General features: G+C 40.9%; 16 protein-coding genes. 12 read left to right on the forward strand and 4 right to left on the reverse strand.

Going from position 1 to position 18,948, the window contains the following annotated elements; all coding sequences use genetic code 11:
* The first annotated feature begins 10 nt into the window (after positions 1 to 10).
* The 6 genes from EGX73_RS09865 to EGX73_RS09890 all read left to right on the forward strand — a co-directional run bounded on the left by EGX73_RS09865 (position 11) and on the right by EGX73_RS09890 (position 3,964).
* Entirely contained in the window at positions 11 to 415 is a 405-nt protein-coding gene (locus EGX73_RS09865) for a PTS sugar transporter subunit IIA (protein WP_003127723.1), read from the forward strand.
* Between the two features lie 182 nt (positions 416 to 597).
* A complete protein-coding gene (locus EGX73_RS09870; RefSeq protein ID WP_003127725.1) occupies positions 598 to 1,023 on the forward strand; it encodes an Rrf2 family transcriptional regulator in 426 nt (141 codons plus the stop codon).
* A gap of 130 nt (positions 1,024 to 1,153) precedes the next feature.
* Complete coding sequence (locus EGX73_RS09875; RefSeq protein WP_003127726.1) at positions 1,154 to 1,792, forward strand: NAD(P)H-binding protein; 639 nt, start codon at positions 1,154 to 1,156, stop codon at positions 1,790 to 1,792.
* Between the two features lie 178 nt (positions 1,793 to 1,970).
* Positions 1,971 to 2,438 carry a GAF domain-containing protein gene (locus EGX73_RS09880; protein WP_029487132.1) on the forward strand — a complete coding sequence of 156 codons (468 nt, stop codon included), beginning with the start codon at positions 1,971 to 1,973 and terminating at the stop codon, positions 2,436 to 2,438.
* Positions 2,439 to 2,676: 238 nt separating this feature from the next.
* Positions 2,677 to 2,904, forward strand: coding sequence for a hypothetical protein (locus tag EGX73_RS09885; RefSeq protein WP_021149510.1), 228 nt, complete (start codon positions 2,677 to 2,679; stop codon positions 2,902 to 2,904).
* A gap of 295 nt (positions 2,905 to 3,199) precedes the next feature.
* Positions 3,200 to 3,964, forward strand: a complete 765-nt coding sequence (locus EGX73_RS09890) for a hypothetical protein (RefSeq protein ID WP_081131266.1) — start codon at positions 3,200 to 3,202, stop codon at positions 3,962 to 3,964.
* A gap of 114 nt (positions 3,965 to 4,078) precedes the next feature.
* On the opposite strand, the gene EGX73_RS09895 is transcribed toward EGX73_RS09890, so the two are convergent.
* Positions 4,079 to 4,423 (reverse strand): antibiotic biosynthesis monooxygenase, encoded by a 345-nt coding sequence (locus EGX73_RS09895; RefSeq protein ID WP_081131300.1) that lies wholly within the window; start codon positions 4,421 to 4,423, stop codon positions 4,079 to 4,081.
* 310 nt (positions 4,424 to 4,733) lie between these two features.
* On the opposite strand from EGX73_RS09895, the gene EGX73_RS09900 reads away from it, so the two are divergent.
* Positions 4,734 to 6,389, forward strand: a complete 1,656-nt coding sequence (locus tag EGX73_RS09900) for a peptide ABC transporter substrate-binding protein (protein ID WP_029487131.1) — start codon at positions 4,734 to 4,736, stop codon at positions 6,387 to 6,389.
* Between the two features lie 93 nt (positions 6,390 to 6,482).
* Positions 6,483 to 7,367, forward strand: coding sequence for a C40 family peptidase (locus EGX73_RS09905; RefSeq protein ID WP_003127735.1), 885 nt, complete (start codon positions 6,483 to 6,485; stop codon positions 7,365 to 7,367).
* A 137-nt stretch (positions 7,368 to 7,504) separates the two neighbouring features.
* Here the strand turns inward: EGX73_RS09905 and EGX73_RS09910 are convergent, their stop codons facing one another.
* Complete coding sequence (locus EGX73_RS09910; RefSeq protein ID WP_003127738.1) at positions 7,505 to 8,206, reverse strand: GntR family transcriptional regulator; 702 nt, start codon at positions 8,204 to 8,206, stop codon at positions 7,505 to 7,507.
* 187 nt (positions 8,207 to 8,393) lie between these two features.
* On the opposite strand from EGX73_RS09910, the gene EGX73_RS09915 reads away from it, so the two are divergent.
* Together EGX73_RS09915 and EGX73_RS09920 are read left to right on the forward strand one after the other, a co-directional pair.
* Complete coding sequence (locus tag EGX73_RS09915) at positions 8,394 to 9,698, forward strand: PTS sugar transporter subunit IIC (RefSeq protein ID WP_003127739.1); 1,305 nt, start codon at positions 8,394 to 8,396, stop codon at positions 9,696 to 9,698.
* A 13-nt stretch (positions 9,699 to 9,711) separates the two neighbouring features.
* Entirely contained in the window at positions 9,712 to 11,130 is a 1,419-nt protein-coding gene (locus tag EGX73_RS09920) for a glycoside hydrolase family 1 protein (RefSeq protein WP_003127740.1), read from the forward strand.
* Between the two features lie 65 nt (positions 11,131 to 11,195).
* On the opposite strand, the gene EGX73_RS09925 is transcribed toward EGX73_RS09920, so the two are convergent.
* Positions 11,196 to 12,296, reverse strand: coding sequence for a mandelate racemase/muconate lactonizing enzyme family protein (locus EGX73_RS09925; protein WP_003127741.1), 1,101 nt, complete (start codon positions 12,294 to 12,296; stop codon positions 11,196 to 11,198).
* A gap of 254 nt (positions 12,297 to 12,550) precedes the next feature.
* On the opposite strand from EGX73_RS09925, the gene EGX73_RS09930 reads away from it, so the two are divergent.
* Positions 12,551 to 13,528 (forward strand): choloylglycine hydrolase family protein, encoded by a 978-nt coding sequence (locus EGX73_RS09930; protein WP_003127742.1) that lies wholly within the window; start codon positions 12,551 to 12,553, stop codon positions 13,526 to 13,528.
* Between the two features lie 275 nt (positions 13,529 to 13,803).
* Here EGX73_RS09930 and EGX73_RS09935 read toward each other — a convergent pair whose 3' ends face one another.
* Positions 13,804 to 15,237, reverse strand: a complete 1,434-nt coding sequence (locus EGX73_RS09935) for a helix-turn-helix domain-containing protein (RefSeq protein ID WP_034704928.1) — start codon at positions 15,235 to 15,237, stop codon at positions 13,804 to 13,806.
* Between the two features lie 249 nt (positions 15,238 to 15,486).
* Between EGX73_RS09935 and EGX73_RS09940 the strand changes: the two genes are divergently transcribed.
* Entirely contained in the window at positions 15,487 to 18,948 is a 3,462-nt protein-coding gene (locus tag EGX73_RS09940) for a SpaA isopeptide-forming pilin-related protein (RefSeq protein ID WP_301337270.1), read from the forward strand.

Raw genomic sequence — 18,948 nt, forward strand, 5'->3', positions numbered from 1 at the left:
TAGGAAGTTGATGGAAAAGCAATTAGTCTTGATTAGTCATGGCCGGTTTTGTGAAGAATTGAAAAAAAGTACAGAAATGATCATGGGGCCTCAGTCAGAGATCCAGACAGTCCCATTATTACCAGAAGAAGGTGCCGATGATTTTCGCCAAAAACTAGCAGCTGTCATCGCTGACAGTCAAAACCCTGTGGTCTTTGCTGATCTGCTAGGAGGAACCCCATGCAATGCGGCTTCTCGGTTAATCATGGAAGGTGCGACATTTGAGCTGTATGCAGGGATGAATATGCCGATGGTGATTGGCTTCCTCAACCGTACATTGACAGGAGATCCATTGGATTATGAACAATTTGGTAAAGAGAATATCCAACATGTCAACACGCTTCTCACTGCAGTAGCAGATTTTGAAGAAGATTAAGCAGAGGCAAAGACATTAGAAGTTGATCAGCAAAGAAAAACCGGCATTAGCTGTACTTCTTAGCTATCACCTATTTGCCTTAACCAAACGACAAAAAGCGCTGAAAAGCCCCAACTCTTTGAACAATTCCCTAAAAAAAGGTATGATAGCTAAAAGTATATTTTTGAAGGGACATCAAAGGGATGAAGTACTCAACGAAATACAGCGATGCCATTCATATTCTGGCCTATATTGAAATGTTGAAGGGAACCGATCTATCCAGTGATCGAATTGCTCAAAGTGTCGAGACCAATCCAGCCTATGTCCGCCGAATCATGAGTGATTTGCGAACAGCTGGCTTGATTGAGAGCCAACGGGGAAAAGCTGAACCTAAATTACTAAAAAAACCCGAAGAGATCACTTTGCTAGACATTTATTCAAGTGTTGAAAAGGACCAACGATTGTTGCATATTGACAAAAAAACCAATCCTAATTGTTTGATTGGCGGTAGCATTCAGGAAGTTCTAGATGAGACCTATGAGCGTCTGCAAAAAAAAATTGAGTTAGAGATGCAACAGATCACACTAGCAGATATCATAGATAAACTCAATGTGGCTGCTGAAAAATGAAGAGAGACAGCTCCGTTTCAAAAGCAAATGCTTGACGAAAAGGAGCTTTCTTTTTATAATCAACATGTAACCTTAAAAGTTACATGTATTTTTCTACATGTACAAGTTTAAAGATGAAAGGAAGAGAGCAATGAAAATTGGAATTATTGGTGCAACAGGAAATGCTGGTTCAGCGATTTATCGGGAAGCAAGTGCACGAGGACATGAAGTCGTAGCTATCGTACGCAATGAAGAAAAAGCAAAGGAAATGTTTGGGAATTCTGTCAAAACAATAACCAAAGACGCGTTTGAATTGAAAAGAGGCGAGTTGGAAGGTTTTGATGCTATCATTGATGCGTTTGCTACTAGCCCTGATCAAGCCTATCTACATGTCGACTTAGCAGCCCGTTTGATCCATCTTTTCCGTGGAAAGAAAACTAGATTGTTCTTCATTTTAGGGGCGGGTAGTTTACTGAATGATGCTGGCGACTTGAATGTTAATGACTTGAAAAAAGCACCTGATAGTGAAAGCTGGATCGCGATTCCAGAAAATCAATTAGACGAGTACAATTTCTTATTAACTGTTAAAAATGTTGATTGGGTAGGAATTTCTCCAGGGAACCTTTTCCAAGCTGGGGAAGCTAAACCGGCTATTTTAGGAAAAGATCACTTGCTTCAAAATGATGCCGGACAATCTGTCACATCTAGCGGAACATTGGCAAAAGCTATTTTGGATGAGTTAGAAGTCCCTCAATATCAACAAACAAGATTTACAGTTATTGATGCCTGATTTTTTTGACGATCGGGATGGTCTTGAGGAGCAAAGGAGCGGAAAGAACAGTAATGTTTTCATAATGTTTCTTCCAAGAAAACAGGAAAGAAACCATTTTAGAAGAAAGAGTTTTCGAAATTCAAGAATTCTACCAAGACAAAACTCTGCGAGTTGCTTATAATCAATAGCAGAGGTGATGGATATGGAGAAAAAAGAAGCATACGAGCTGATGCTCCTTCAGTTAAAAGGATTGTTAGAAGCGGAGAGTAACTGGTTAGCGAATCTGGCTAATTCTTCCGCATTGCTGAATGAAACGTTACCAGATACGGTCTTTGCCGGCTATTATCTGTTTCAAGAAGGCGAATTGATTCTAGGTCCTTTCCAAGGCCGCGTGTCTTGTACCCGCATCCAGTTAGGAAAAGGGGTCTGCGGGGAGTCCGCTGCTGAGAAAAAGACTATGATCGTCGATAATGTCAAAGAACATGAGAACTACATATCTTGTGACTCGGCAGCAATGTCAGAAATCGTTGTGCCAATGCTGGACAATGACCAACTGATCGGAGTATTAGATATCGATAGTTCGAAAACAAGTAGTTATGACGAGATCGATCAACTTTTCTTAGAAAAATTTGCCGCTTCGCTAGTAGCTGCACGGCGTAATTGATAAAACGAGCAGCGAATCGTGTTCGCTGGTACAAAAGAAATACCCAAACGATAGAAAGCGCAACTTTAGTTCTTGAAGTTGCTGAATTGCCGGCTTGTTTCTGAGGCAACTTCTATTCGTTTGGTTTTTTTGTCTGTACTGGTTTTTTGTGCGAATCAATGCGTATTACTTTTAATTATTAAAAAACGATGATATTATGATAAAATAATTAGAAAAATTAAATTTGAAGGTGGAAATTATGAATTGTGATAACATTGTTTTAGGAAAAGCGTATGAATGTAAACCGGTAGGTATGCAAAGGAGGATCATCGGTGAGGTAATCCGCAAAATGGAAAATTGTGTGGTGATGAGTGTCGTAAGATATGATGGCATTGATCACGACGAAATCGAGGAACGATGTGGAAGAGTCGTTGCTCGGTATAATGAAATCTATGGACCAGCTTTAGTCGAATGTTTTTTTAGTTAAAAAAAGACAGAAGCTTATTGTTTAAAAACAGGAAAATAATGAGCTCAACAATTAAAAATAACAATTTAATCAATAATATTTACGATGTTAGCCAAATTTTTTCAGCAAAGAGTATCCTTTGCTGTCTGGGACAGTAACTTTCAAGGGCAGAATACTTGCCTAATAGTTACGGCTCCTATTTTCTGCTATCATCGTTTTTTGTATGCTGCGATAGACTGCCAGGCGGCCAATAAATTTCAATAAAGACTTAATGATGGTACAATAAATTAAAATCGTACGCCTGGAGGAGAATGTTATGAGAGCTGAATTAGTGATCTTAGAAGAAGAGGAGTTACTGTTTAAGCTTCCCAATGAACAAGGTTTATTACAAATTGCAGATCATGATCGTGTGACACAGCTCGATAATACTGTGTTTTTTCTTGTTAAGAATCATGCGGTAACAGCTATTACAACGGATACATTGCTGGACTTGACTCAGCCCCATGATCGAATCATTAGTATTACTCCTAGCTGGGAAATCCAGGCACCTTACCTTGCACATTATTATCAGGAGAAGTATGGTTTGTTGAAGAAAAAAAGTGAAGCGATCCCAGGTGAGCAAAGTGAGCTCATTGCAACTTGTGCAAAAAATTTTGACTTATTGTTAGATAAACTTGGCTATTACCAAAATACCACTTCCCTTGATCCAGTGAAAAAAACAAAAGCAAGGCATCAATGGAAAAAAGAATTGCAGGATCGACCTTTCTATATTGACTATCAAGGAAGTCAGGCAACTGTTTATTGGCAAAAGCGCAATGAAATGCGAATCGAAAAAGGGGCAAAATTAGCCGAAGAAATTCCATATAATAAAGACGGTTCCTTGGGATTTTCTGCTCGCTTAGGAGAAAAAATCCGCCAAGATCATCAAGCAGCGATTAAGGATCATTGCACGATAGAAGAAGTTATTTTAAAAAGTGTCAATGAGGTTGGTCTGTTTCTTTACTACGGAGGGACCAATGGTTGGTTGCAGTTAAAAGACCCATCCGGGCAGACACTCCACGAACTAACCGTGGTGGGCTGACACGACAAATACGCGATACGCAGTCGAAGGACAACGCTTGTCAGATGAAATGGATTCTCATCGGCAAGCGCTGCCCTTCTTTTTTAGCTGAACTTTCTTGAAATAAGTTTCAACTCAGTTCTTGCTGAAAGATACAAGTGAGTCGTCAAATAAGGAATAATCTTGTCCACTCTTGTTTATTACTACGGAAGGTTTTCCGTTTCCTTCTTTTTCTGCACGATAAGCTTCACGGTGTTTTTGCAAGTGTTCGGGCCGCTTTAGCCATGCTTGGAAATGTTTCTTTTCTTGCCACTTTGAGACGAGTTGAAAATCGACTGATGCTTTTTTTTCGTTGATCCAACATTCAGATTGGAGACAGCCTTCAAACGTTTTCATCGAGGCGATATCTTTGCGGATCTTTTCTGAAAATGTTTCTTTTGCTTCTGCTAAAACTTCAAATGTCACAGTTTTGATATACATGAACAACACTCCTTTTTGTGGTAAATGCACGATTTGACTTTGCATCATCATTTTCCAATTAGTATAGCTGTAATTGAGAATGATTGTCAATTAGGTCGGTATTTTTCTTGGAAAATACTTGCCTAGTGAAAAAAGATGTTTCTTTCCTACCTAAGAACAGCTAGGAAAGTACTCTCCATAGGACCTTTCTCTAGGTATCTTTGAAGATTCTTTCAAGTAAGGGAATTTGACAGAAAGATTCGAATCACGGTAAACTTCACTTAACAAAACGGAATTTTTAGAATTATCTGAAAAATAGGAGGCGTCAAGAATGACAACCAAAGCAAGAGTTATCGGATCACTCATCGTTTGTAGTTTTTTTCTAGCAGCCTGTCAACAGCCGTCATCGAAAACCACAGATTCAACCAAGTCAGCAAATGCCAATCAGCCAATGCTGAATGTTCAGTTTTCTGCTGAAATGGGGAGCGCCGATTTGTCGTTAGCAACCGATTCTTACAGTTTTATTACCTTGAACAATGCCTATGAAGGACTTTATCGCCTCGATGAAAACAATGAACCCGTGATTGCCGGTGCGAGTGAAGACGCAATGGTCAGTGAAGATGGGGTGGTGTACACGATCAAATTAAGAGAAGATGCCAAATGGTCCAATGGGGAACCTGTCACAGCAGAGGATTATGTCTTTAGCTGGCAACGAACGGTTGATCCTGCTACCGCCTCCAACTATGCCTACATGCTAGCACCAGTCAAAAATGCTGCAGCTATTTCCGATGGAACGAAGGATAAAAGTGAACTAGGGATCGAAGCCGTCACGAGTCATGAATTGAAGATTACATTGGAAAAAGCAACGCCTTATTTTAAATCTTTACTCGCTTTTCCTACTTTTTTCCCGCAGAGTGAAGCGGTTGTTCAAGAACATGGGGATCAATATGCCTTAACAAGTGCGAATGCAGTCTACAATGGTCCTTTCACATTGGAGGATTATGACGGCCCAGGTACAGATATTCAATGGACACTCAAGAAAAATCCTGAGTATTGGGATGCAGAGTCAGTGAAGTTATCCGGAGTTCAGTTTGATGTCGTCAAAGAATCTTCAACTAGCTATAATTTGTATGAAAGCGGGCAAGCAGATGACATCACATTGAGTGGGGAACTGGCGATGCAAAATGTAAATCACAAGGATTATGTTGTTCAACCGAGCGCGACGACCCAGTATTTAGAAATGAATCAAGCAGCGGAGGACTCACCGTTTCGGAATGAAAAGTTGCGGCAAGCAATTTCCTATAGCCTTAATCGTCAGCAAATCGTTGATCAGATTTTAGGTAATGGGTCACTTCCAGCTGTTGGATTTGTTCCTTCTGATCTAGCCTTTAATCCTGAAACGAAAACAGATTTTGTTAAAGATGCAGGGACTTCGCTGCCTTATGATGAAGAACAAGCCAAGAAATTGTGGGAGCAAGCAAAATCCGAACTAGGAAAAGATACCCTCACCTTTGAATTACTCACCTCAGATACCGATCAATCAAAGAAATTAGCCGAATACATTCAAGGAACGCTTCAACAAACCCTTGAAGGATTGACTGTAGAAGTGACCAATGTTCCTTTTTCTGTGCGATTAGATCGTTCCAATAGCGGAGATTTCGAAATGGTCATGAACAATTGGATCGGTGATTATGCAGATCCGATCAATTTCTTGGAACTTTTCAAAAAAGATAGTTCATACAATCGCGGAAAATGGTTGGATGATACCTATGATAACTTGATTTCAGAAGCATCCGATGCATATGCCAACGATCCTCAAGCACGTTGGCAAAATATGGTGGAAGCTGAGCAGATTTTGAATGAAAAATTGGGCGTGATTCCATTATTTCAAAGCGCAGAGGCTCATTTACGTTCCCCAAAAATCAAAGGCTTAGTGGTCCATAGTGTCGGTGCAGCCTATGACTACAAGAATGTTTCCCTAGAGTAAAGAAACAAGCAGTAAGTTAGAAGAGATGGATCTTTCATCTTTCCCCAGATTGCACAAGCAAAAATGATCAATAAATCAGCAAAGGAGAACCTAGTGAAAAAAGCAGTCCAAGCAGCTATGACTTTTTTATGGAAACAGCCGCAGCAAAATGCAGTTTTAACAAAAATCAATGCGCAACCTTTAGAAGCAGTCCATTCGTTTTTATCAGCAGCAGATGCAATGACTCTCTATGAAGAGGACTTGGTTGATTCAGAGATTCTTTATGGGACCGTTGTCGAAGTCGTTCAAGAAAAAGAAGAATGGGCAGAAATCATTGTCTTAGACCAAGCAAGTAATAAAAATCCCCGAGGCTACCCAGGGTATGTTCCTAGCAACGTATTGACTGTCATAGACGAGAAATATGGATTGGGGAAAAATCAGAAGGTAGCAGTAATCAAACCAACTGCTGTCCTGCAATTCAAAGATCATCAAAGAATCCTTTCTTTCGGAACCCTGCTGGATTGGCTTTTTGAGGACGCTGAGTGGTATCATGTGATGACACCTGAAGGACCAGCTGAAATTTCTAAAACACAAGCCCAACGAATCGATCAAGGAAACTCAACAACTCCCCGACAATTGATCGAGATGGCAGAACAATTTCTGGATTTGCCTTATGTATGGGCAGGGATCAGCAGCAGTGGCTTTGACTGCTCAGGGTTTATGTATAGTTTGCATCGGGTCAATGGTATTTTGATTCCTCGGGATACCATTGAACAAGCGCAAGCGGGTGTGCAGCGATCCTATGAACAGGCGCAGCCAGGTGATCTATTGTTGTTCGCATATGAAGAGGGAAAAGGAAAAGTCCATCACGTCGGTCTTTATTTAGGTGCAGACGAGATGATCCACTCACAGACCCCAGGCTCCAAAGTCATGAAAACAAAGATCACTGGTTCTGCTTATGAGCCGGAATTGGCAGTTGTCACTCGGTATATCGACTAGAAACAGCCGCAATAAGAAAGAATGAGGTAGAAATCGCAAGTGATAGAAACAAAAAAATAGCAGTAACCGAGGAAAGCCCACCATTTTTGCAGAATGCAGCAAGAAATGTCGGGCTTTTTGACCGATCAAAAGAGAGATCAGTTATTAGCGACAATAAAGTCACCCATATCGTATCGATGCCGGGATTGTGAAAATTCAAAAGGTATCCCATTTTCTAAGTAAACCGTTTGCTCGACTTCTAAAATGGGGTCATTGGGGGAACAAATCAAATGCTGCTGGTCATAGATATCTGGACGGTCGGCTTTGATCCTTCGAATCGATGTGCCAATCGGTAAGTGCAATGTATTGGAAATATATTCATAAACGGAAGCTTTGAGAACCTCTTCGGTGATGCCGGGAATCACTGCGACTGGCATAATGGTATATTCCAGCGCGACCGGGACGTCATCCAATAATCGCAAACGAACAATATCATAGATTCGATCTTCTTTACCAAGTCTCAATTTTGTTTGTTCTTGCTCATCAGCCAAAAGCGTATCAAAGGAAATGATTCTGCTTGTGAGTTTGCCAGTCTTTCCTAAGCGCTTGGTTAATCCGCGGTTCACTCGGGCGTTATAATCGAAGGTAGAATAGGCTTCACTGACAAAAGTGCCAGTGCCTTTTTTGGCATAGATGATTCCCTCTACTTGCAACAAATTCAACGCCTTTTGAATGGTTACTCGGCTAGTTTTATACGTAATGGCTAATTCAGTTTGTTTAGGCAGCTTCTGATTCTTCTCATACTTTCCATGACTGATTTGTGTACGAATATCTGCTGCAATATCATGATAGTAAGCCAAATCATTTCCTCCTTTTTTGAAGCATAATCGATTTTGCTGAGTATGTAAACCTCGACGTTTACATACTCAGCTTTTTGCTTCTTTCGACGATTTACAGAATGAAAAAAATCCAGTAAATTGAGATTGTAATCGGTTGCATTTGGTTTGTTTATTTTGATTAATCATAGAGGAGCTAGGAGGAGTAAAAATGGAAGGGTTTATGGATCGATTGGCAAATGGCTTAGGTAAAGTTGCTACGAGAATCAATAGTTGGCGGTACATCATGGTAATTAAGAACGCTTTTGCCGCTTTGATACCAGTCATTATCACAGGTGCCTTTGGGACCTTATTTTCAGCAATGGTTTTTGATTCGGAGAACGGCTTAGCAAAAATTGATGCGCTCAGCTTTTTAGAAAATCTAAAGCCGATCTCTTCGGCAGTCAGTTATGTAACACTTAGTTTTCTAACGATTTATGCTGTTTTTTTAATTGGGATCGAACTGGCAAAACTGAACAAAATCGATGGTGTTTTCCCTGGGATCATTGCAGTGATGTCTTACTTATCGGTCAATCCGATGGTTTTTGAATTCTTACATGAAGATGCTACTGTTATTGCCGAGAATGTTTTAGCGAAACAATATACAGATACGAAAGGTTTATTCTTGGGCATGTTCGTGGCAATCCTATCAATTGAACTTTATGCCTGGCTTTGCCGCCAAAAAAGATTGCAAATCAAGATGCCGGAAAGTGTTCCTGCCAATGTCTCAGCAAGTTTCTCGGCGCTTTTCCCTACAATATTAACCGTAACGATCATTGCGACAGTTGGCTTTGCTATCAAAGCCATCACAGGAATGTATGCTTACGATATCATTTATAATATTGTGCAAAAACCATTAGAAGGGATAGTACAAGGTCTGCCTGGTATCTTGTTGTTGATGTTTATTGCACAAGTTTTCTGGGTCATTGGTATCCACGGCAATCAGATGGTCAAACCAATTCGTGAACCATTACTGCTAGCGGCTATCGCCGTGAATACAGAAGCCTTTGAGGCAGGAAAAGAAGTGCCTAACATCATTACGATGCCATTCTGGGATATGTATATGAGTATGGGAGGATCAGGTGTCACCATTGGCTTGCTGATTGCTATCTTGATTGCAGGCAAGCGTGAAGATATGCGTCAAATCACGAAGCTGTCCTTAGCACCAGGCATTTTCAATATCAATGAACCTGTTATTTTCGGTATGCCGATCATGCTGAACCCGATCTTGGCGATTCCATTTATTCTGACCCCGATTATTACCGGCACGGTGGGTTATATTGCTACATCCATCGGTTTTGCAGCAAAAGCGGTTGTGATGGTACCGTGGCCAATGCCGCCAATCGTCAATGCCTACTTAGCTACAGCAGGAGACATCGGTGCAGTGGTCACACAAATCATCTGTATTTTATTATCGATCATTATTTATTTGCCATTCGTTATCGTAATGAATCGTTCAACGAACGAAGTGGCATAAAAAGGAGAGGCTTATGTTAATTGAAATACCAGAAACATTTATCTTAGGGGCCGCTTCTTCTGCTTGGCAGACAGAAGGCTGGCAAGGAAAAAAAGCGGGTCAGGATTCTTTCTTGGATCAATGGTATCAACAAGAGCGTTTTGTCTGGCATGAAGGCTATGGACCGGCCGTTGCAACGAACTTCATGGAACAGTATGGTGAAGACATTGAGCTGATGAAAGAGATACATCTGACACATTATCGCACATCCATCAATTGGGCACGCTTTTTTACCGACTATGAGAAGTTGATCGTCGATGAAGAATATGCAGCCCATATCGATGCGGTGATCAATGCATTGCTTGCTGCAGGAGTAGAACCCATGTTGTGTCTGGAACACTATGAATTGCCTGCTTACTTATTAGACACGTATGATGGCTGGAGTTCTCGGTATGTTGTCGAATTGTATAGCAAGTATGCAGCAATCGCCTTTGAACGTTATGGTGATCGGGTCAAGCACTGGTTCACTTTCAATGAACCTATCGTGATCCAGACCCGTTGCTATCTTGATGCGATTCGCTGGCCCCATGAACAAAATACGAAGAAATGGATGCAATGGAATTATCATAAAACATTAGCTTCTGCATTAGCGATAAAAACATATCATGAAAAAGGCTATCAAGGCAGAATCGGCTGCGTATTGAATCCTGAAATGGTGTATGCTCGTTCTTCTTCGAAAGAAGATCAGCAAGCGAAAAAAATGTACGATCTTTTCTTCAACCGAGTCTTTTTTGATCCGATGATTAAAGGCATTTATCCCGAAGAACTGATTGCATTATGTAAAGAGCATGATATTTATTTTGATCCTGCAAAAGAAGACTTAGAGGTGATCCAACAACATACGGTTGATTTTTTAGGAATCAATCAATACTATCCAAAGCGTGTGCGGGCACCTTATTATCAGTGGAATGCTGAAACACCGTTTCATCCGGAGCGATTCTATGAGAACTTTGATCTTCCCGGCAAACAAATGAATCGTTCTAGAGGGTGGGAAATCTATCCGAAAGTCATGTATGACATGGCAAACTACCTCAAAGAAAATTACGGCAACATTCCTTGGCTGATCACAGAAAATGGCATGGGTCGGGAGAATGAAGAGGCGTTCATGGATGAGAATGGTCAGGTAGTAGATGACTATCGGATCCAATTCATTTCCCAACATCTTTATTGGCTTTTAAAAGCAGTGGAAGAAGGGGCGAATTGCGAGGGGTATATGCTCTGGGCTTTTACCGACTGTATCTCACCGATGAATGCCTTTAAAAACCGTTATGGGCTGGTGCGGATCGAAAGAAATGCTGCCCGTACCCGTTCTTTGAAAAAATCAGCCTATTGGTATCGAGAATTGATTGATGAACGTCGCTTGTCCTATGAGGAATTGCCGCTTATTCTTTAAACTAAGTACATTAAGATTAGAGAAGCTGTGACAAATCATTTGTCACAGCTCTTTGTGTATATTGCTTAAAAATCCAATTGATGAGGGGCTAATTTGTCCCAGTCAAAGGTCACACCAATTCCCGGTTCTTCTGGCGCGATAGCCATTCCATCCTCTGGATCAATCATCAGAGGGCGAGTGGTGTATTGATCGATCGGGAAACTATGCATCTCTAGGTATCCGGCATTAGGCATGGCAGCCAGCAGACTGACATGAAGCTCTTGCATGCCGTGAGTCGAGATACTGACATTATGCAACTGTGTCAATGCCGCAATTTTCAGCCAGCCAGTGATCCCTCCACAATTCGAGGCATCCGGTTGAGGAAAATCGACTTGACCATAAGATAACATATGAGCAAATTCAATTGGTGTTCGTAAATTTTCTCCGCCAGCAACTGCTATTTGACCTTCTTTAGCGATTCGAGCATATCCTTCGTAGTCTTCGGGAATCGTTGGCTCTTCCAAAAAGAGAATATCAAAAGGCGCCATCAATTTAGCGGCTTTGACGGCTTGTTCAACGGACCAGCTCATATTGGCATCCACCATAAAGGTAATATCGGGACCGATCAATTTACGAACGGCTTTGATGCGGGCGATATCTTCCGCCAGTGTTGCTTGCCCTAACTTGATTTTGACAGCCCGTAATCCCATATCCAAATATTTTTGATTGTTGGCTAATAATTTTTCTAATGGAAAATTCAAGTCAATGGCACCGCCATAGCAGTTTACTTTATTGCTGTGTCCTCCCAAAAGTTTATATAATGGTTCTCGTGCTTTTTTTGCGCGCAGATCCCAAAGGGCAATATCACAGGCGGCAATGGCAAAGCTTGCTAGACCACCTCGGGCAATGTAATGGATGCCCCAATTCATCTGTTCCCAAAGAGCTTCCACACAAGCAGGATCTTTTCCTAGCAGGATATGTTTCAGTTCTTTGTCGATCAATTTAGCGATCGACTCTCCTCCGAAACCACCCGTATACGTATAACCGATACCTTCTCTACCATCATCCGTGCGCACTTTGACGATTGGCACCTCAAAGTGAGTGTGTAATCCGTGTTTGGCATCTTCCATTAATTCTGGTAAGGGAATCCGATAGTAGGAAGTTTGGATTTCTGTGATCGTGGACATAAAATTCCTCCTTTTCCAATAATGTTAACGTGTGCATTATTATCTTAACATCCACTTGGCAAGAATTCAAGCGGTTTCATTTGTAGTTTGAGTTGTCAATCTCTTTCTATCATTGTAATAATCCTGTTTTTCCAGCGACCTTTAACCAAGTGATTCCGATCTGAAAAGGAGTCAAATTTCTTGGTGGGAACACGCTGAAATAGTTGAACTTCTGCGCAACCCAAGCTATGATGAACAAAAAGGAGATCACACATATGTGTACAAGTTTCACGCTGACTGCTCATGGACAGACTTTTTTTGCTCGGACGATGGACTTTGCATTTTTGTTAGACGGCGAACCAATCGTCATGCCACGGGGGTATCAATGGTCTTTACAACTAGGGGGACAGGTCACCAATACCTATGGCTTTGTTGGAACGGGCAAACAGTTAGAAGAATTTCTTTTTATTGATGGGGTCAATGAGAAGGGACTAACGATTGCTGAACTCTACTTTTCGAATGAAGCTGTTTATTGCGAATACACAGCGGAGAAAATAAACCTTGCACCCCATGAATTGTTACATTGGGTATTAGGAAACGTAGCAGACATCCCTGATTTGTACCAAAAAATCAGCAGGATCAATCTAGTACAGATAGAAACGGCGCTACTAGGTATCACAGTCCCATTGCATTTTATTGTAACGGATACTACCGGAAGATGTGTTGTCATTGAAACCAATCGTGGTTTTATCGAAATAAAAGAAAATCCAATCGGCGTGATGACTAACAGTCCAGAATTGGAGTGGCATGTAAAAAATATTGGCAACTATTTAGCTGCGAGACCTGCTAATTTTCCTCCCGCAACAGTCAATGGAGTAGAGGTGCTCCCCTTTGGTCTTGGAAATGGAACATCTATTTTACCGGGCGGATTGACTTCCCCTGAACGATTTGTTCGAACCGTTTATCACAAACAGTTTGTGAATGTAGGAGAGACTGCCGAAGAAACAGTCAATGCCATGTTCCATCTCTTAAATAATGCCACGATCCCCAAAGGACTGATGGTCGAAGATAATGGTCAATCTGAGTATACTCAGTATCGAGTGGTCTATAATGTGACAAATGGTACTTACTATTTCAATCCTTATGAAACCCAAGAAGTTTTTTCATTGGAATTGAAGAAAGAGTGGTTACAATTGAAACAGCCCCGGATTTTTGCGGTTGCCAAGAGTTTCACAACAAAAACGATGGTGTAATAATCGGCCACACAACGGTCGATGCAAAGATAGATAAGTAGAAAATAACTTAGTTTAACGAAGAGTCATCTCTCCAATAAAAAGATCCGCGGTGTGTCATTACCGCAGATCTTTTTTTCGTGTGATTTGCCGTCGAAATTTTTGTAGTAGGTAGCTGGGGAGTTTATCTATTCTGATGCTGAAAAAAACGGTTCAAAGGAAAAGCGTATTCTTATGATAATCGTTCATTAAAACTACGAGAAGAAAACAAGAAATAATTTTTTTACTTTCAGATATTAAAAAAAATCTTTGAAATACAATAAGTCCAGTAATTTTTTTTTATTTGAAAATAGTAAGGCGTCATTGATAACAACACTGGGAACGTTTGTTTCAGAAATCGGCTGATTCGTGATGATCAAATCAAAGGATTCCAAGTCATAGTTACCTAATTGCTCACCATTGATGGGTAGGATATCTGAACGAATTTTATGCAGATCAAGAATATCTTGAACATAGTAACTGATGTATTGACTGTGATTGATCCCCATATCGCTGATCACTAAGATCTTTTTTGACACCAAAGTCTGATTGATCTCCGGAAAAGAAGTCAATAACCAGAATACATAAGAAGACAAATAACTGATGAGATTCGTTTCCAACAATTCAGAAAAAAAATGCAGTTCTGCTTTGAGTCGTGCATACAATTGGCGCTGTGTAAATTTGATATGTCTTGTAAAAAAAGTGGCACGCTGTGTCAGCTCTGTCGTATCAAAGGGCAGTAATTGCGCATAGGAATAAAGACAAGTCAGCAAGTGTACAACGAAGTCGCCGACCTCGTCTGTGATTTGTTCCAACTGCAGAAAAGTATTGAAGGTCAAATTGTCACGTATCTTCTCACTGATCACAGATCTATTCTCTGAATAAAATTGCTGGAAAGCCCCTTTTTGAAAGTAGTCAATGACTGTTTGGCAAGACTCTAAACTAATACCACTCAAATGGCGTTTAATCAATGAATAGTCTTCATTACTGATTTTTGCTTTCACGGCTATCTTGGTGATAGGGCGTTGCCGAAATCCTTGACTCTCTCTTAACAAATCAACGATAAAATACATAATGAAAAAGTCATGTTCATAGCTGTTGTCCAAGCTGATACTATTCAAAATGCAGTGATTGCGCCGCATCACTTGTTTTAGTTCTTGTTTATCAAAGTGATAAGGCAAATCACAATGGCCATAATACATCAAAAAAAAGTAGGTCGTAAATATCCGCAGAGACAGCTCATCGTCCTGACTCGTTAACTGATACCCGCGATCCACAATGACCCGAAGTGAATAGGCAGCCAACACTTTATTGCAATGTTTTAGTTTTCGTGCAAAAGATGATCGACTGATATTGATTGCCTCACAATAATAATCGATCGTTTTGCCTGGCTGTTGAATAAATTCATGAAGGAGTTGTGTCGTTGTTGAAGTTCTCGCCATATCTGTGAGTGTTTGAAGATACAATGTAGCATTGAAATTCTCTAGACGATACCCTAATTTATGCGATGTTTTGATGGTTAAAACATTTCCCCAGCGTTGCTTGATCTCTTCAATATATCGGATAAACGTTGATTCGCTGCTACCAATGTGTCTTGCAAGTTCTTTTTTAGTCATCCACTTATCAGAAATGGATAACACACGAATGATTTCTTCCATCTTCCGATAATTTTTCTCCAAAAACCTAATCATTTCATTTCCTCCCAAGTCCTTTACTTTAATAAAACAATCAACGAAACAATAACGCAATCTCAATAATGAAACCGCTTGGTATGAAAGCTGGTGTGATTTGATTCTTCCCTTCTATGTATACTTAGGTATCTGATTAGAATAACAAATTTCCAGCATGCAGGCTATTGGGATTTGCTATTGGTTCACAAATGAAAGGGGAGAATGAAAATTAATTTACTGAGGAAGTTGTGGGTTTTAGGAGCAGTATTTATGCTGGTTAGCTCCTATTTCACATCCATAATCGTTAGAGCAGAAACTATTAATGGGGCAGCTATTCTATCTGCCAAAATCATATCAGATGATTCTGAGCAGCCACAGCTATTACTAGATGTCGCACTCACGAATCAAACAAATGAGCCCATAAAAAAAGAAATAAGAATGGATCATGCCAAGCTAAAAGAAGTAGAAGAAAAACAAGAGGGATACGGTTATCAAATTAAACACAATACCCTCTATCTGACAATAGAGCCTCAACTAAATCAGACCATTCAACTGACGCTGCCCGTTGAGAAAAATTCTTTTTTGACCGAGCAAGCACCAGAATTAATTTACGAAGGTCAGATCCAAAAGGTCTCTGTTGTCATGCCGCAGGCAACAAAGGAAAAACCGACTGACACCCAGGACAATACTTCTAGAGCAGAAACGGATGCTGTAAAGGAAACAGCTGCTACAGATACACATTCAGCAGAATCCGAAGAATCAAAATCAATAAATCCATCAAATACCAACGAAACGCTGGCAGAAAACAGAGAAATAGAAGGACCTGAAGCATCTGAAGTATCTGAAAGATCAACAGCTGCAGATGAAGTGATAAAACCTTTTTCACTCCCTAGCGTTGCTTCTGATCCAGTGTTCGATCGCAGTCATAAAGCAATCCTGCCTCAGTATACGACAGATGCGTCAGGAACCTATCCGACAGCAAGCTGGCAACCGACTGGGAATCAGAATGTGCGCAACCATCAAGGAAACAAAGACGGAGCTGCACAATGGGATGGGCAAACGGAATGGAACGGGGAACCAACGAACAAAACCAATTCCTATATTGAATATGGTGGGACTGGTTCCCAAGCAGACTATGCCATTCGCAAGTATGCCAAAGAGACCACGACACCTGGATTATTTGATGTATACCTGAATATTCGCGGAAATGTCCAAAAGGAGATCGCACCGTTAGATTTGGTTTTAGTAGTTGACTGGTCAGGTAGTATGAATGACAACAATCGAATTGGCGAGGTCCAAAAAGGGGTGGATCGATTTGTAGATACGCTAGCAGAAAGTGGAATCACAGACAACATTCATATGGGCTATGTTGGGTATTCAAGTGATGGATACAAGAATGATTCGGTCGCGATGGGCCCCTTTGATTCGGTCAAAAATGCCATTAAGACGATTACTCCAAGCAGTACTACTGGGGGAACCTTCACGCAAAAAGCTCTGCGAGATGCCGGAAACATGTTGGCAACACCAAATGGACACAAAAAAGTGATTGTTCTACTGACAGATGGTGTTCCCACTTTTTCCTACCAAGTCAGCAAAGTTCAAACAGAAACGAATGGCAGCTATTACGGCACCCAATTTACCAATAGACAAGACCAGCCGGGCAGTACTTCTCGTATTTCTAACAGCTACTATGCTCCAGACCAAAGAAATACCAATAAATTGATCAACAGTACGTTTATCGCAACCATTGGTGAAGCAATGGCATTAAAGCAGCGAGGAATTGAAATTCATGGATTAGGCATTCAACTGCAAAGTGATACTAATGCGGGATTATCCAAACAAGAAGTAGAAAACAAGATGCGGCAAATGGTGTCTGCGGATGAGAATGGTGATCTTTACTATGAATCAGCCGATCATGCACCGGATATTTCTGATTATCTCGCGAGAAAAGCGGTTCAGATATCTGGAACTGTGGCAAACGGCAAAGTAACCGATCCGATTGCTGAACCGTTTAGTTACGAACCAAATACATTAGCAGTCAAAAGTGTCGGGTCCCTTCAAGTACAAGCCATGCCCACACTCTCATTTGAAGGAAACACCGTTCATAGTGATGAAATTTATTTAGGGAAAGATCAAGAAATTCAGATCCATTATCAAGTCAGGATCCAGACAGAATCAGCAACGTTCAAACCTGATTTCTGGTACCCGATGAATGGCAGAACAACCTTCCAACGAGTAGCAACAGCAGATGAAGTGGTAGATTTTGGCGTGCCATCGGGGAAAGCACCAGGAGTCAAGCTTGATTTCAAAAAAATCTGGGAAGAATATGATCATGATCCGAGCAGCCGCCCAGAAAATGTTATCTATGAAGTGACCAGAAAACAAGTTTCAGATACGACAAATTGGCAAACAGGCTACATCAAGATTTCGCAACCGTCAAATGATACCGGAAGCTTATGGGAACGCACTAGTGTAACACAGCTTTCAAAGTCAGCAGATGATGCCTATGCCGAAACCTTAGGTCTACCCAAATACAATAATCGGGGACAAGATTTCAGCTATCAAACGACTCGAGAGCTAACTGTCCCCGGTTATGAGCAAGAAAAAGTAGATGAAACAACGTGGAAAAACACGAAACAGTTTCAGCCATTAGCACTTAAAGTGATCAAAAACTCTTCTGCTGGCGAAAAAAATCTGGTAGGTGCTGTGTTTGAATTAACTGGCAAAAATGGCCGTACGACATTGATCGATAATCAAGATGGCAGCTACTCCTTGCCGCAAAATGTCCGACTGCAAAAAGGTGAAACCTATACTCTCACAGAAGTGCAAGCTCCTGCTGGACATGAACGTGGGAAAACAACTTGGCAAATCGAAGTCACTTCAGAGGGAATTGTGACAATCGATGGGGATGAGGTTTCTACAGAAGAACAAGTGATCACACTGACCGTGGTTAATCTATTTTCAGAATTGCCAATCGACATTCGCAAGTATACGCTGCAAGACGGAAATGAAGTAAATTTATCTGGGGCAACATTTTCGTTGCAAAAGAAAAATTCTTCAGACCGTTATCAAACGATCGCTACGGAAAAAACAACGGATTCAGGGGTAGCCCATTTTATATTAGATCAGCCAGGTCAATACCGAATGGTCGAAGATTCAGGTCCATTGGGGTATGACACGATCGCCGGCAACTATGAATTTACGGTGGATAAATATGGAAAGATTCACTACGACGGCAAAAATGTGGATAAACAAAGTAAAGAATGGACGTTGAATCATCAAAACCAGTTAAAAGCCTTTGACTTGACCGTCCACAAAAAGGCCGACGATCAGACGCCATTAAAAGGGACGGAATTCCGTTTGATGGGTCCAAATACAGACATTGAACGATCAGGAGAAGAGACGGATACGTTTGTCTTTGATCAGTTACAGCCGGGAAAATATGTCTTGACGGAAACATATACGCCAGAAGGGTATCAAGGATTGAAAGAGCCAATTGAAATTGTGATCAATGAAGATGGCTCAGTACAGATTGATGGCGAAGAAGTCGCTGATGTGTTAGTTGCTGGAGAAAAAAACAACCAGATTACACTAGATGTGACCAATCAGGCGAAAGTTCCACTGCCGGAAACAGGTGGAAGTGGTCGATTAGGGATTTATCTACTCGCCTTTAGTTCGATCGCCATCGCTGGTATCTACTTATACCTCCAGCGATTAGAAAGGAGGGGGTAG

This window comes from Enterococcus sp. FDAARGOS_553 (assembly GCF_003812305.1).
GTDB lineage: Bacteria > Bacillota > Bacilli > Lactobacillales > Enterococcaceae > Enterococcus_D > Enterococcus_D gallinarum.